General features: G+C 60.9%; 15 protein-coding genes. 9 read left to right on the top strand and 6 right to left on the bottom strand.

Features of this window, described 5'->3' with window-relative positions:
* The first annotated feature begins 2 nt into the window (after positions 1-2).
* Together AC13F2_RS14345 and AC13F2_RS14340 are read left to right on the top strand one after the other, a co-directional pair.
* Entirely contained in the window at positions 3-647 is a 645-nt protein-coding gene (locus AC13F2_RS14345; RefSeq protein ID WP_482965607.1) for a TadE/TadG family type IV pilus assembly protein, read from the top strand.
* Positions 648-683: 36 nt separating this feature from the next.
* Positions 684-1,001, top strand: coding sequence for a hypothetical protein (locus AC13F2_RS14340; RefSeq protein ID WP_482965606.1), 318 nt, complete (start codon positions 684-686; stop codon positions 999-1,001).
* Between the two features lie 37 nt (positions 1,002-1,038).
* Here AC13F2_RS14340 and AC13F2_RS14335 read toward each other — a convergent pair whose 3' ends face one another.
* Entirely contained in the window at positions 1,039-2,304 is a 1,266-nt protein-coding gene (locus AC13F2_RS14335) for a glutamate-5-semialdehyde dehydrogenase (RefSeq protein WP_482965605.1), read from the bottom strand.
* A 43-nt stretch (positions 2,305-2,347) separates the two neighbouring features.
* A complete protein-coding gene (locus tag AC13F2_RS14330; RefSeq protein ID WP_482965739.1) occupies positions 2,348-3,115 on the bottom strand; it encodes a pyrroline-5-carboxylate reductase family protein in 768 nt (255 codons plus the stop codon).
* A gap of 228 nt (positions 3,116-3,343) precedes the next feature.
* On the opposite strand from AC13F2_RS14330, the gene proB reads away from it, so the two are divergent.
* The 6 genes from proB (at position 3,344) to AC13F2_RS14300 (ending at position 11,114) form a co-directional block, all read left to right on the top strand.
* Positions 3,344-4,513, top strand: coding sequence for a glutamate 5-kinase (proB, locus tag AC13F2_RS14325; RefSeq protein WP_103023824.1), 1,170 nt, complete (start codon positions 3,344-3,346; stop codon positions 4,511-4,513).
* Positions 4,514-4,592: 79 nt separating this feature from the next.
* Positions 4,593-5,396 carry an outer membrane protein assembly factor BamD gene (locus tag AC13F2_RS14320; protein WP_103023675.1) on the top strand — a complete coding sequence of 268 codons (804 nt, stop codon included), beginning with the start codon at positions 4,593-4,595 and terminating at the stop codon, positions 5,394-5,396.
* A gap of 282 nt (positions 5,397-5,678) precedes the next feature.
* Positions 5,679-7,343: a DNA repair protein RecN gene (recN, locus tag AC13F2_RS14315; protein ID WP_482965604.1), complete on the top strand. Its 1,665-nt coding sequence runs from the start codon at positions 5,679-5,681 to the stop codon at positions 7,341-7,343.
* 48 nt (positions 7,344-7,391) lie between these two features.
* Complete coding sequence (gene ligA, locus AC13F2_RS14310; RefSeq protein ID WP_482965603.1) at positions 7,392-9,452, top strand: NAD-dependent DNA ligase LigA; 2,061 nt, start codon at positions 7,392-7,394, stop codon at positions 9,450-9,452.
* Complete coding sequence (locus AC13F2_RS14305) at positions 9,453-9,944, top strand: CinA family protein (protein WP_482965602.1); 492 nt, start codon at positions 9,453-9,455, stop codon at positions 9,942-9,944.
* A gap of 36 nt (positions 9,945-9,980) precedes the next feature.
* Positions 9,981-11,114, top strand: a complete 1,134-nt coding sequence (locus AC13F2_RS14300) for a serine hydrolase (protein WP_482965601.1) — start codon at positions 9,981-9,983, stop codon at positions 11,112-11,114.
* Positions 11,115-11,122: 8 nt separating this feature from the next.
* On the opposite strand, the gene AC13F2_RS14295 is transcribed toward AC13F2_RS14300, so the two are convergent.
* Genes AC13F2_RS14295 through AC13F2_RS14280 form a run of 4 tightly spaced genes read right to left on the bottom strand, consistent with a single transcriptional unit; the run spans position 11,123 to position 14,321 of the window.
* The gene (locus tag AC13F2_RS14295) at positions 11,123-11,806 is read right to left on the bottom strand and encodes a DUF2459 domain-containing protein (RefSeq protein ID WP_482970474.1); all 684 of its coding nucleotides are present in this window, start codon (positions 11,804-11,806) and stop codon (positions 11,123-11,125) included.
* On the bottom strand, positions 11,803-12,708 hold the full coding sequence (locus AC13F2_RS14290; RefSeq protein WP_482965599.1) for a 50S ribosomal protein L11 methyltransferase: 906 nt from the start codon (positions 12,706-12,708) through the stop codon (positions 11,803-11,805). The genes AC13F2_RS14295 and AC13F2_RS14290 overlap by 4 nt, the downstream gene beginning before the upstream one ends.
* Complete coding sequence (bla, locus tag AC13F2_RS14285) at positions 12,701-13,621, bottom strand: subclass B3 metallo-beta-lactamase (protein ID WP_482965598.1); 921 nt, start codon at positions 13,619-13,621, stop codon at positions 12,701-12,703. The genes AC13F2_RS14290 and bla overlap by 8 nt, the downstream gene beginning before the upstream one ends.
* Positions 13,611-14,321 carry an SDR family NAD(P)-dependent oxidoreductase gene (locus tag AC13F2_RS14280; RefSeq protein ID WP_482965597.1) on the bottom strand — a complete coding sequence of 237 codons (711 nt, stop codon included), beginning with the start codon at positions 14,319-14,321 and terminating at the stop codon, positions 13,611-13,613. Before AC13F2_RS14280 ends, bla begins: the two co-directional genes overlap by 11 nt.
* Positions 14,322-14,420: 99 nt before the next feature.
* Here AC13F2_RS14280 and sdhC point away from each other — a divergent pair, with 99 nt between their 5' ends.
* The gene (sdhC, locus tag AC13F2_RS14275; protein ID WP_482965596.1) at positions 14,421-14,801 is read left to right on the top strand and encodes a succinate dehydrogenase, cytochrome b556 subunit; all 381 of its coding nucleotides are present in this window, start codon (positions 14,421-14,423) and stop codon (positions 14,799-14,801) included.
* Positions 14,802-14,810 lie beyond the last annotated feature (9 nt).

Raw genomic sequence — 14,810 nt, 5'->3', positions numbered from 1 at the left:
TGATGCGTGAAGCAATCTTGCCACGGCGCTTTCTGCGCCGGCTGCGTTTGTCGGAAAGCGGTTTGGCCCTTACCGAATTCGCCTTCTCCCTCCCGATTTTCATTACCCTGCTCTTCGGTGGGCTGGAAATAATCAATTTGGTGATGGCGCACATGCGGATCAATCAGATTGCGATCACGGTGGCGGACAACGCCGGACGTGCACGATCGGGAATCGACGAGGCAGATATTTACGAAGTATTTGCCGGGGCTACGCAGGCAGGTACGGGCTTGGATTTCGCCAGAAACGGCCGGGTAGTCCTATCTTCCTTGCAACCCAATGGCAAAACCGGCGGCAACGCCGGCCAGATGATAAATTGGCAACGATGCTTCGGGTCGCTCGCGGTCGCTCCACGTTACGGTTTGCAGAACAAGGGACGAAATGATTCTTCCCTCGCTGCAGGAATGGGCCCTGCCACAACGCGGATCAGGGCTGCCGAGGGCACAGCGGTAATGTTTGCCGAGGTATCCTATCATTACACGCCCAAGATCCTGCCAAGCATCGTCAGCAGCGGGTTGGATTTGCGATACGAAAGCGCGTTCAACGTGCGTGAGCGGACCAATCAGGACATAACCAATACGCAGCGGCTCGCGACCAATTCCTGCTGACCTAAATCAATCGGTTATTCGCAAAGGCAATTTGCAATGGACAAGAAATTTGCCTTGATGCTGGCTGGCGGTATCCTGCTGACTGTCGCATTGACGATGGCCGAGGGCGGGCCCGTGGATCGTATGATTGATACGAAAGGCCAGGACGCGCACCGGCTGGCCCAAATTCGCAGCGCGCAGCAGCAAATCGGACAATCTGTGGATGTGCCGAACGAGAACGGCGCCCAATGGTTCGCAGGTAGCCCGCCAGTCAGACCGGCGCCGATAGAAGTCTATCGGCCGGAAACCGTCCATGTAGAAATACCGCCGGACGTCATCGATCCGGCCGTGGTGGCGGCCAGCCCGATACGGTGATCGGGCGGCCTTCACCGCACCCCGAACGTCCCGGGCATCAGGGACGGGTCTGGCCGTCGCCGTGAACGAGGTACTTGAAGCTGCACAGCTGCTCGAGGCCAACGGGACCGCGGGCATGCATCTTGCCGGTCGCGATGCCGATTTCCGCGCCCATGCCGAATTCGCCGCCATCGGCAAATTGGGTGGACGCGTTGTGCATCACGATGGCGCTATCGATCGATGTCATAAACTGACGTGCTGCGTCAGCATCTTCGGTGATGATGGCATCGGTGTGATGGCTGGAGTGTTCTTCCACCCAGGCAATGCCTTCGTCCAGTCCGTCGACGATCTTCACCGATGCGATGGGGTCGAGATATTCGGTGCTCCAGTCTTCCTCGGTCGCCGGCTTGAGGCGTTCATCGATTGCGACGGCGTCGGCATCGCCGCGTAATTCGCAATCGCCAGCCATCGCATCGGCGAATTTGGGAATGAACGCTTCCGCCACGGACCGGTCGACCACGACGCTTTCCGTCGCGCCGCATACGCCTGTGCGGCGAAGCTTCGCATTGCGGATGACCTTGACCGCCTTGTCGACGTCGGCTGCCGAATGCACATAACTGTGGCAGTTTCCGTCGAGGTGGAGGAGGGTAGGAACGCTGGCCTGATCTCTGACCAGTTCGACGAGTCCACGCCCGCCGCGCGGAATTACCAAGTCGACGAATTCGTCGGCTTTCAGAAGCGCGGCGACGGCATTGCGGTCGGTCGTGCCAACGGTTTGGACGGCGTCTTCGGGCAGACCGGCTGCCTTGAGCCCGGCGCGCATGCATTCGACGATCACGCGTGTGGAGTTGCGGCTTTCGCTGCCGCCGCGCAGGATGACTGCATTGCCAGACTTGAGGCAGAGCGCGCTGGCATCGGCCCCAACATTGGGGCGGCTTTCGTAAATCATGCCGATCACACCGATCGGCACGGCGACACGTTCGATGGACAAGCCGTTGGGTCGTTCGAACGTCGCAAGCTCGCGACCGACGGGGTCGGGCAGTTCGGCGATTTCTTCCAGCGCACCGGCCATGCCGTCGATCCGGTCGTCGGTCAGACGCAGCCGGTCGATGAAACTGTCGGGCTTTTTGCCTTCGACACTCTTCACGTCTTCCGCATTGGCTTCGAGCAGTTCGCTCTTGCGGTTTCGAAGGGCCTTTGCCGCTTCGCGCAGAGCATTGTTCTTTGCGTCTGTAGTGGCCGACAGGAGGCCGCGAGCGGCCTTGCGAGCGCGCTGGCCAAGTTCGTGAATGTGGATTTGCGGATCAAGTGCTTGGTCGGTCATAGTTTCTCTCTTGTCTTGTATTCGGAACGGGAGGCGCTGAGGGTCAGCGCAACTCTACCGCCCGGTCGTAAGCTGCCTGCAACGTATCATGGAGGCGGGTGGAAAGGCCACCATCGCCATTGAGCGCATCAAGGCCGGCGGCAGTCGTTCCGGCCTTGCTGGTGACGGAATTGCGCAGTTCTTCCAGGCTTGGGGCGCCGGGTTCGCTGGCCATTGCGATCGCGCCGCCAATGGTGCCGAGAACCATTTCGCGCGCTTCGTCTTCGGTAAAGCCCTGTTTCATGGCGGCTTCCGCATAGGCGCGGGCAATTTCGAACACATAGCCCGGGCCCGAGCCTGCAACAGCGGTCACCCGGTCCAGCTTGTCTTCGCTATCGACCGTCACGGTCGACCCGGCTCGGCTCATGAAATCCTGCGCATGGTCAAGGTGGTCATCGCTTGCGTGCGGGCCGGGGCAAATTCCACTGACCCCGCGACCGATTGCAGCGGGCAGGTTGGGCATCGTGCGAATGACGGGTGCATCGCCCATGAGCTTTGACAGGCGTGCGGCTGAATAGCCTGCAGCAATCGATAACACGTAACCGCCGGCGGCCAGGTTGCTCACGTAATCTGCCAGAATGTCGTCAATCAACTGCGGCTTTACAGCGGCAATGATGCAATCGAACTGGTCATCCGCGATTTCCGAACGATCGGTGACAAGCGCGACACCGTCGGGAACGTCGCTGCCGGCGGGGTCCACCACCGTGATGGCTTCGGGGCCGTTGACCCATTGGGACAGTAAAGCGGAACCCATTTTCCCGCAGCCGACAATGCAAACTGTTTTTGTAATGTCTAAATTCCGTTTCCGAGCGTCACGGCTCTATTTAAATGTGTCTTATACTTTGTGTTCTTGTCGAATTATTTGACCGTTAGGCGGCTAAACTGGAGAATACCTATTTATCAACGACGTATGGATATTTTCAAAAATCCGGTTGTGCGCCGCACCATTACGATCTATATTCTTTTCAGAAAATTTCAAGGCTGCGCAATATTTGGGAACATGACTAAAAAACCTACCATTGTCGTCAAAATCGGTTCGGCCCTTCTTGCCAACCAGGAACTCCTCACGCCGCGTTATGGTTTCCTCCAGCGCCTGCTGGAAGATATCGCACAATTGCGGGCGCAGGGTAGCAACGTCATTCTCTGCTCCTCCGGTTCGGTGGCGTTGGGTCTGCGTATTATCGGTGAAACGCCCGAAAGCGCCGGTGTTTCCGACAAACAGGCGGCTGCCGCCTGTGGAATGCCCTTGCTGCTCAACGCCTATAAGCAGGTGGGGCACGAATTCGGTTTCGATATCGCACAGGTCCTGTTGACGCTGGGCGATTTCGAGGACCACCGCCGCTTCCTCAACACGCGCAACACCGTGCATCGCCTGCTTGAATCCGATGTCGTTCCGATCGTGAACGAGAACGATTCGATCACCACGGAAGAAATTCGCGTGGGCGACAACGACCGGCTGGCAGCGAAGGTCGCGCAGATGGTCGGGGCTGACGATTTCGTCATCCTGACCGGTGTCGATGGTCTGTATGACCGAAATCCCGACGATCCCGAAGCGCAGTTCGTGCCCGAGGTCGAGGACGTGGGCATGTATATGGACGCGACCAAGGGCAAGAGCACGCTTGGCACCGGCGGCATGGAAACGAAACTGCTAGCCGCCAATATGGCGCAGGAGGCAGGCGTCACCACCTGGATCGCGCAGGGCGAGGTGGACCATCCGGTTTCCGAAGTGCTCAATGGATCGCGCCGGTCGACCAAGATCCTGCCGCATCCCAACCCGTTGTCCGGCTGGGACAGCTGGATCGCCAACCGGTTGCAAATGGCGGGTAGCATCGTGATTTCGGATGCGATCGCCGCGGCGTTGAGTGGGGATCGGCCGATTCGCCGGCAGGATGTCATCTCGATGACCGGCGATTTCACGCGCGGCGATGTGCTGCATATCTACGACAGCAAGGGTATCGAGCGTGCACGCGGATTGAGCGATTTCACGTCGGAAGAATTGCGCGTGCTGACCAACAATCCCGACACTCAGGCCGAACAGCTTCTGGGCTATCGCACCAAGGGCGAAGTCATCCGGAGTGCCAATCTGGTGATGCTGGAGCATCGCCACCTGCTGTGGGACGCGCCGGAAGAAATCGCGCGCCGGGATTGGGACCAGCCTGCCGTTGGATGACGATAGTGGCTGCTGCCGGGGGACAGGGCTGCTAACTTCACTTGGCGTTCATGGGGGCGGTGGCTATAGGCTGCTACCCATGACGAACCAGACCCGTTCCACGACGAAGCTCATTCTCGGCACCGCGCTTGCAGGCGCGTCTCTGATGACCGCGGCCTGCGCCGGCCGCAGCAGCGGCCCAGCCGATACTTCCTATGTCGCTCGCGACGTGGAATCGCTGTATGGCGAGGCAAAGCGGCGGCTCGACAGTGGCCAGGCGACTCTTGCGGCGGCCCTGTTCGACGAGGTGGAACGCCAGCATCCCTATTCGCCATGGGCCCGCCGGGCACAGCTGATGAGCTCGTTCAGCTATTATGTCGCCAAGGATTACAACAAGGCGATCCAGTCGGCGCAGCGTTTCCTCCAGATCCATCCGGGTAACAAGGATGCGCCGTATGCCTTCTATCTGATCGCGCTGAGCTATTACGAACAGATCAGCGATGTGCAGCGCGATCAGAAAGTGACCGAACAGGCGCTGACGGCGCTGCAGGAAATCGATCGTCGGTTCCCCAATTCCGATTATGCGTCCGATGCACGTCTCAAGATCGACCTCGTGCGCGACCATCTGGCGGGCAAGGAAATGGAAATCGGCCGCCATTACGAACGGGCTGGCCGCTGGATTGCCGCACAGATCCGCTTCCAGAACGTGGTCGACAATTACCAGACCACGAGCCACGCGCCCGAAGCGCTGTACCGGCTTACGGAAACCAGCCTCGCGCTTGGTATTCCGGACGAAGCGGTGAAGTATGCGGCGGTGCTGGGTGCCAATTACCCCGGCACGGAATGGTACGACAAGGCGTATGATCTGGTGCAGGATCACGCAGCAGGCGTTACGCCAAGCTGAGCCATTCAGCCGAGCCGGGCTTGCGGTTTGGGGCTCTTCGGTTCCTAACTCGGGTTCGCTTCGATCTTGTGGGACCGCACGCGGTTGCGGCCATCATTCTTCGCTCGATAAAGCGAGCGATCGGCTGGCCGTACAAGCCGTTCCAACCGGCAGGATCGCTCACCAGTGGCAAACAGGGCAAAAGGCTCATGCGCCATTTGCATCGGTCAGGCATCGAAAGGGTGTCGATTGGCGTGCGTGCCCTGCTGACTCGGCCCGCGGCAGCCGCTAGGAGGTGCCTGCATGCTGACCCGGCTATCCATACGCAACATCGTCCTGATCGAAGCGCTCGATCTCGCCTTCGGTCGGGGGCTGGGCGTGCTGACGGGCGAAACCGGGGCAGGGAAATCGATCCTGCTTGACGCGCTTGGTCTGGTGCTGGGAAATCGCGCGGATAGCGGGTTGGTTCGGGGCGGAGAGGACAAGGCCAGCGTTTCGGCCAGTTTCGAATTCAACAGCCTGCCGGGCGGTCTGGTGCAATTGCTGGACGATGCCGACATCGAACTTGAGGAAGGTGAGCCGCTGATCGTGCGTCGCCAGATCAAGGCGGATGGGAAGAGCAAAGCCTTCGTCAACGATCAGTCGGCCAGTGTCGGAATGCTGAGGGAAATGGCCGGGTATCTCGTCGAACTGCACGGGCAGCACGACGATCGCGGCCTCGTGAACCCGCGCGGTCACAGGGCTCTGCTTGACCGTTTCGCGGGTGGTGATGCCGGGCGTGTGGCAGCGGCATGGTCGAAGTGGCGCACCACGGAAGACGCACTGGCCGAGGCGCGCGAGGCGGTCGATACCGCGAAGGCCGATCAGGACCTCCTGCTGGCTCATCTCGCCGAACTGACGGCGCTCGAACCGCAGGCTGGCGAAGAAGCGCGGCTGGCCGAAACGCGCGCAGACATGCAGAAAGGCGAGAAGCTGTCGGGCGATCTCGACGAATTGCGGCACATCTGGGAGGGGTCGGATTCACCCCTCGCGGCTTTGCGTGTAGCCGCGCGGCGGCTCGACCGCATAGCTCCCGAACACCCGCTGCTTACAGAGGCGCTCGGTGCGCTGGACCGTGCGGTGATCGAAGCGGGTGAAGCAGAAGACAAGCTCTCCGCCGCCGCGGAAGCACTGGTTCACGATCCCGCTGCCCTTGATGCGGCGGAAACCCGCTTGTTCGAATTGCGTGCAATCGCACGAAAACATCGCTGCGAGGTGGATGAGCTACCCGCCAAGATGCGGGAGATGCGCAGCCGGTTGGAAAACATCGAAGGCGGCGAAGCGCAGCTGGATGCGCTGGAGGCTGCAGCAAAGGACGCGGGCCAGCGTTATCGCGCCGAGGCCGAGGCGCTGCATGCTACACGGGTTGCTGCAGCACTGCGGCTCGACGAGGCCGTGGCGCGCGAACTCGCTCCGCTCAAGCTCGATGCGGCGCGTTTCAAGACGGCGGTTACCGAGTTGCCAGAGGAGAGATGGGGGGCTGCGGGAATGGATTCCGTCCAATTCCTGATTGCTACCAATCCGGGAGCTGATTTCGCGCCGCTCAACAAGATTGCCAGCGGCGGCGAATTGTCGCGCTTCATACTGGCGTTGAAGGTCGCGCTGGCGGAGCAGGGCGGCGCGGCCACGGTAATTTTCGACGAGATCGACCGCGGCGTAGGCGGCGCGGTTGCGAGTGCGATCGGCGAGCGACTGGCGCGCCTTTCAGCCGATGGGCAGCTGCTTGCCGTGACGCACAGCCCGCAAGTCGCGGCGCGGGGGCGTACGCACTACATGATCGCAAAAAGCTCAAATGGCACAGTGACAAAGACCGGTGTCGCCCTGTTGGACGAAGCCGGACGCAAGGAAGAGATCGCACGGATGCTAAGCGGCGCAGAAGTAACCCCCGAGGCGCGGGCGCAAGCCGACCGTCTGCTGGAAAGGGTCTGAAATGCCGCCACTGCTGGCCTGCCTTTTTCAAGATGAGTATGTTTTCTGATGACGCCAGACCTCACCGAGGCCGATGCCGCAAACGAGTTGATGCGGCTGGCCAAGCAGATTGCGCATCATGATCGCCTCTACCATGCCGAGGACGCGCCTGAGATAACCGATCAGGAATACGATGCGCTGGTGCGGCGCAATGCCGAACTGGAGGCAGTATTTCCGCAGTTGGTGCGGGAGGATTCTCCGAGCCGAAAGGTCGGCCATGCCATCGCTTCCTCGCCGCTTTCCAAAGTAAAACATGAGGTTCGCATGATGAGCCTCGATAATGCCTTCAGTGCTGAAGAGGTTGAAGACTGGGTCGCGCGCGTTCGTCGATTCCTGTCGCTTGCGGACGACGCGCCGCTGGCGTTCACGGCGGAGGACAAGATCGACGGTCTGTCATGCTCGCTCCGTTATGAGAAAGGCGTTCTGGTTCGCGCGGCCACCCGCGGCGACGGTCAGGTGGGGGAAGATGTGACTCCCAATGTGGCCTTCATTCCAGACATTCCCCAATCGATTGCCGGCGAAGTACCCGACGTCTTCGAGGTGCGGGGCGAAGTCTACATGGCGAAGGCCGATTTCCTTGCCCTCAATGCGGTGCAGGAAGAAGCAGGCGGCAAGCTTTTCGCCAACCCGCGGAATGCTGCGGCCGGCTCGCTACGGCAAAAGGATGCTACCGTGACGGCAAAGCGCCCGCTGAAGTTCTGGGCGCATGGATGGGGCGCAGCGTCCGCTGTGCCGGGAGCGACGCAACAGCAAGTGGTCGACGCGTTACGCGAATGGGGTTTCCCGGTATCTGCGCTGTTTCGTCGCGTGGAGGATACGCAAGGACTACTGGGCAGTTATGAGGCCATCGGCGAAGCGCGACCTGAACTTCCGTATGAAATCGATGGCGTCGTCTACAAGGTGGACCGGCTAGATTACCAGCAGCGGCTTGGCTTTGTTGCGAAAGCCCCGCGCTGGGCGCTGGCGCATAAGTTTCCTGCCGAACGGGCGGAGACCACGCTGGAAAACATCGATATCCAGGTCGGACGCACGGGCAAGCTGACACCGGTCGGGCGTCTTGCACCGGTATTGGTTGGCGGCGTGACGGTTACCAATGTCACGCTTCACAATCGCGACGAGATCGAGCGCCTGGGCGTCCGTCCCGGCGACCGCGTGGTCGTGCAGCGTGCAGGAGACGTTATTCCACAGCTTGTGGATAATCTGACCCGGGACGAAAAGCGCACACCGTTCAAATTTCCCAACCGCTGCCCCGAGTGTGGCAGCGAGGCGGTGGCGGAAGAAGGTGAAGTCGACGTGCGCTGCACCGGCGGCCTTATCTGTCCTGCGCAACGTACGGAAAGATTGAAACACTTTGTCAGTCGTGGGGCGCTCGACATCGACGGGCTGGGCGAAAAGACGATCGATCAGTTCTTTGCACTTGGCTGGCTGGAAAGCCCGGCCGACATCTTCCGGCTGAAGGACCGCCGCGCCGATATTCTAGCGCTCGAAGGCTGGAAGGAGCGGTCTGTGGACAACCTGTTGGCTTCTGTGGAAGCCCGCAGGGAGCCAGATGCCGCGCGCCTGTTGTTTGGACTGGGAATTCGCCACGTCGGGTCGGTGACCGCGCGCGATCTGATGAAGAACTTTCACGAATTGCCCGCGCTGCGCAGTACGGCGGAGAAGGCTCATGCGGGTGATGAGGATGCGCTGGCTTCGCTCGTCTCCATCGATGGTATCGGGAGTGCGGTTGTCGAGGCGCTCGGCGACTTCTTCCATGAAGATCATAACAAGGCGGTGTGGGACGATATGCTCTCGCAAGTAACGCCGCCTCGCTATGTCGTCGAAACCCGGGATAGTCCGGTCAACGGCAAGACGGTTGTCTTTACCGGGAAACTGGAAACCATGAGCCGGGATGAGGCAAAGGCACAGGCCGAACGTCTCGGAGCCAAGGCCAGCGGATCGGTCAGTGCAAAGACCGACCTGCTCGTGGCTGGCCCGGGCGCGGGAAGTAAGCTCAAAAAGGCCGCTGACCTTGGTATCGAAGTGATCGACGAGGCGGCGTGGGCCGACATCGTCAAGGCGGCCGAGTAGGTGCTGGCAGCTATCCAGCCGCGGGTGCTCTGCATAGCCGGACTGCTGCGCAAACGTGGTGAGAAAATCGCGGTCGCCGATGGCGCAACAGGCGGGTTGATCGCTGCGTCGATACTCACCGTTCCGGGGGCGCTCGATTTCTTCGTCGGGGGCGGGGTGGTGTATTCCTTTCGCGCGCGCGACGTGCTCTTCGATCTTCCGCGTGATGCCTATGACGGAATGCGCGGGGCGAGCGAGGACTATGCGCTGCTTCAGGCGCGCGCCATTCGGGACAATTTCAGAGCGGAGTGGGGCTTGGCCGAAAGCGGTTCGGTCGGCGGATCGAACCACCCGAGCGGCGCGCCGGCCGGGAGGAGCTGTTCCGCAGTGGCGGGGCCGGATGGTTTCGAGTTCGCGCGGGTAACCGAAACCGGAAGGGACGACAGGATCGCCAACATGGAAGCTTTTGCCACGGAGGCACTGATAACGCTGGAGGAAGCGTTAAATCGCTGATTCAGGAACAAGCTGTCAGCACTGCGTTGAACCGGGGTGAGCGCATCTTTCCGGTTTATCATCTTCGCCGTTCCCGTCATGCTACTGGCGCTGATCCTGGTGTGGACACCGCGTAGCCATCCGGAAGTCGATGGCGATCCGCTGGTCGAACAGGCGGCAGACGAGGTCCAACCGGCCCCGATGACACCTGAACAGCGCGAGCTGGACCGAGAAATCAGCCGTATCGGTGGTACATTTCCCGGCCATGTAGGCATTGCCGTGCGCGACATTGCTGCACGCAGGACGCTTCATTTCAACGGCCTTCAGCTTTTCCCTCAGCAGAGCGTGAGCAAACTCTGGGTCACGCTAACTGCTCTCGGCGAGGTCGATGCAGGGGAGCTCGAATTGACCGAGAAGGTCGAAATCCGTGACCCGGACCTGACCGTCTTCCACCAGCCGATCCGCGACATCGTTCGCCGGCGAGGTAGTTTTACGACCGATTATGCCGATCTGATCGAACGGGCCATCACCCATAGTGACAATACGGCCAACGACCGCACCCTGCGCCGCGTCGGCGGGCCGGATGTGGTGCAGAAGTTCCTCGACGATCATGGACTGTCCAGCATCCGTTTCGGTACCGACGAACGGACGAAGCAGAGCGGCATTGCTGGGCTGACGTGGACGCAAGCCTATTCGAAGGGAGCTGCTTTCTTCGATGCGCGCGACCAAGTGCCGGACCAGAGGCGCAGCAATGCGTTCGAGGCCTATCTTGCCGATCCGATCGATGGTGCCCCGCCGGTTGCCATCGTGGAGGCGCTGGCCCGCCTGCACGAGGGAAAACTACTTTCCGGCCCGTCTACCGCACTGCTTCTGGCCACGATGTCGCGCACGAAGAGCGGCCCTCAACGCCTCAAGGCCGGTGCACCGCAAGACTGGATCGTCCGCCACAAGACCGGGACGGGTCAAGTCTATGACGGGGAGCAGTCCGGATATAACGACATCGGGCTGTTCACATCGCCTGACGGGCGGACCTATGCCATTGCTGTTATGATCGCCCGCACGCGGGTGTCCATTCCGGAACGCATGGCGATGATGCAGGAGGTCGTGCGCGCGGTGGGGAACTACGATACGACAATCGCCATGGATCGAGATGTGGACAAGCGCATGTCAGAAGAAGACGGGACTGCCTGAACCGATTGCTACCGCGAACCGGCCTGCAACGGTTCGGGTATCCATTTCATGACGCCACCTTCGAGCGGCGTCCATAGGCCCACGCGAATACCGGCGGTGGCCAAGGTGTCGCTGGTCCACTGGTTGCAGGTGTTGCCGAGGTGATAGGTACCGGGCGCGTCGTAAAAAACGTCATTCCCGAAATACCCGTGATACAAAGTGCGCTTGTCCGGTGGGACGATCTGGCGTTCGACAGCGGCGACGAGCCGGGCATATTGGCTTGGAGAAATAACAAGCGGACGCAGATCCGCGCCGGGAGCCGGGCGCACATAATGGGCGACATGCAGCAGACTGTCGCCGCTGATGATCGCCCCTATGGCGGTGGACACGGTGATGTCGGCCCAGGTCGGCGTGTTGAGGAATACCTCGCGTTCCCCCCAACTCACCGAGACATGCGTATAGGGGCGCTGGGAATCGTCCACATCGCCGGCTGGAAAATCCGCTCGCCAGTCCTTTTGCGGTGTGACGAGCGGCATGACGATTGCGGTGTGAACACCGTTGGTTTCGATCATGATTTCGATACCGCTATCGGGTTCGGTCCAGCCCGAATTTCGTGGAATGGCGCTGCCGATCCATGCAGCCAGAAGAAACAGCACGAACAGGGTGATGAGCACGGCCAGTGCCCACGCGCCAACTCGCGCAGCGCGCTTCACCGGTGGCGACTTTTGCGCAGCCACAAGATCGACCAGTCACCATTCACCAACCGGCGACCAAGACGAAATCCGAGTTTGCGATAGGCGGTCCGCACGCGTGTTTCCTGCGTTTCGAGCAACCCTGCGAGCAGCAGATTGCCACCTGGAGTGACGGCGGAAGCGAAGGACGGCGCCAGTTCGACGAGCGGTCCGGCAAGGATATTGGCAATGAACAGGTCGTACGGGCCCCGCAGCTTCAACAGCGGGTCGTCCATTCCGTCGGCGATGACCATGATCAGCTCGCCTGCGCGGTCGCCTTCGACAATGCCGTTCATCGCCATGTTGTCGCGCACGACGCCCGCGCAGACCGGATCGATATCCGATGCGGTGGCGGTTCCGCCTGGCCAGAGATACATGGCAGCGAAGGCCAGCAGTCCTGTGCCGGTACCGATATCGGCATGGTTGCGGGCGACCACGCCTTCGCGCTTCATCAGGTCGAGCATGGCGAGGCAGCCCGCGGTGGTCTGGTGCTGCCCGGTGCCGAAGGCCTGGCTGGCAGGAATGGCGAAATCCACCATCCCCGCATCGGCGGGATGATCAGGCGTGCGGACGTGGAAGCGGCCCGCGCGGATCGGCTCGACGCCTTTCTGGCTTTCGGTCACCCAGTCGGCTTCGGGCACCTTCTCGACCGTCAGGGTTGGTGCATCGCTATCGAACAAGGCGGCGACGCGTCTGAGCTCAGCCTTCTTCGGCTTATGTTCCAGATAGACCTCGACCGTCCATTCTTCAGGGCGATCATCTGCCACTTCCATGCCGGTGACGATCCATTCAGGCGGCCAGTCGATCGCATCTTCATGCGCGACCAATGCCGCCCTGGCGACATCCTTGGAAACTTCCGCAACGATCTTCCAGCTATCAGCCACCCGCACGTTCCTTGCTGAGGCGCTTGTCCAGTGCGGAAGTGAGAGCGGCAGCATAACGCTGACATTGACCCGGCGCTCCGAGCGTGCCGTCGCGTAATTTCTCGATCAGGCTGCTGGCCGAGGGATGGGGCGTCAGCAATTCGTCGCAAGGCAATTGAGACACTTTGGAAATACTCGTGCGGAAAGCGGCAATGGTCTGCGGGTGGTCGCTGAAGCGGTAACTATCCGCCGATACGGGTGAAAGGCTATCGACATAGGCTATGCGACGACAGGCGGGCGGCTCGTCATCGGAAACGCAGGCGGTCCAGGTGTAACTCATGGCTCCGGGTGTGTGGCCCGGGGTGGCGTGGGCGGTAATGGCAATGTCGCCCAGCGTGAGGGTCTCTCCATCCTGGATGATGCGGGCGACTTTCACAGGCGCCATAGCCGGATGATCGGCATCCGCCTGTGGGTCCTCATCCGAAACCATCCCGCTTTCGAGAACCGGACCTGCGAGGGGCGAGGCGATAATCTGCGCACCGGTCGCCTTGGCGAGAATTGCATGCCCACCGACATGATCAAAATGTTCGTGGCTGGCGAGGATGTACCGAACATCTTCAGGATCCACGCCGATCCGGCGCAGATTTGCGATGATCAGTTCGCCACCTGCCTCGGTACCGCTATCAATGAGAACATGGCCTTGAGGGCTCGCAACAAGGATTGCGGCAATCCCGCAAGTGCCGACGTACCAGCTATCGCCGAGAATTCGGAAGGGCGGGGCCGCCTTATCCCACTCGTCCCAGTCCTCGCAGCTTTCGGAAAACGAGGCGCCCGAGAGGTTGGCCGCCGCCAGGCTTGGCATCGACACGGCATCGGGCGTGGGGGTCGCAGCACATCCGGCAAGCAGCAGCGCTGGTAGCAATCTAGCGAACATAGCTGGCTCCGTTGGCGTCCAGTGTAGCTCCCGTCATGCTCGCAGGAGCATCAAGCGCGCAAAAGGTTATGATCCGCGCCATTTCTTCGGGTTCGGCTACTCGGCCAAGAGGAATATCGGCAAGAAGGCCGGCACCGCCACGGCTTTCGAGGTAATCGTCCGCCATTGAAGTATCCGTAAATCCGGGTGTGATGGCAAAGCTGAGGATGCCCTGATGTGCATATTGGCGGGCGATGGTCTTGTGCATGGCCAGCATGCCCCCCTTGCTCGCAGCATAATGCCAGTGAGCAGGCGAATCTCCGCGATGGCCCGCTCGGCTGGCGACGTGAACGATGCGGCCGGGAAAGCCGCGTTCCTGCCAGTGTTTGACAGCAAACCGGCTCAACTGCGCCGAAGCGGTCAGGTTGATCCGCATGGTGTCCTCCCATGCGTCGAGCCATTCGATGTCCGAACGATCAAGCGGGTTCGGATCGAAAAGGCCAGCATTGTTGATCAGGACGTCGATTTCGCCGCCAGTCCTGGCGAGCGCGGCCTCCCACAATTCGTGCGGAGCACCCGGCTCGCAGAAATCTGCAGGGACGGTGTCGACAGCCTTGCTCGACGTCGCCTGGCCGATAACCTTCGCGCCGCGTGCTTCGAGCGATGCCTTGGCAGCGGCGCCGATGCCGCGGGAGGAACCTGTAAGGAGGATGGTAGTCATTACGCCGCTGTATCGAAGGGAAAGCCGCATTGCCATCCTTGCGCCACGCGTCAGCTTCGCTAAGGGAAGGCCTTCAAATTATCCAACCGGACGAGAATGATGGCCAACCGCCCGATCGCACCACATCTGCAAATCTGGAAATGGGGACCGCACATGGCGATCTCCATCCTCCATCGCGTAACCGGCGATGGTCTCGCCCTGGTCGGCTTGGCCGTCCTGCTCTGGTGGCTGGGCGCAATGGCAGCCGGACCGGATGCGTACGCGACCTTCCAGACGGTCATGGGCTCGCCATTGGGTATGATCGTGCTGGTGGGCCTTAGCTGGGCTTTCTTTTCCCACATGATGAGCGGCCTTCGCCATTTCGTCATGGACATTGGTGCCGGTTACGAACTCGACACGAACAAGACGTGGTCCATTCTCGCGCCGCTGCTCGGCATTCTTCTCACGGCGGGCTTCTGGGCCCTCATTCTGCTTCGTTAAAGGGTAAGA

This window comes from Qipengyuania sp. L-5Y, assembly GCF_056859455.1.
This window is presented reverse-complemented; position numbering and strand designations above follow the sequence as displayed.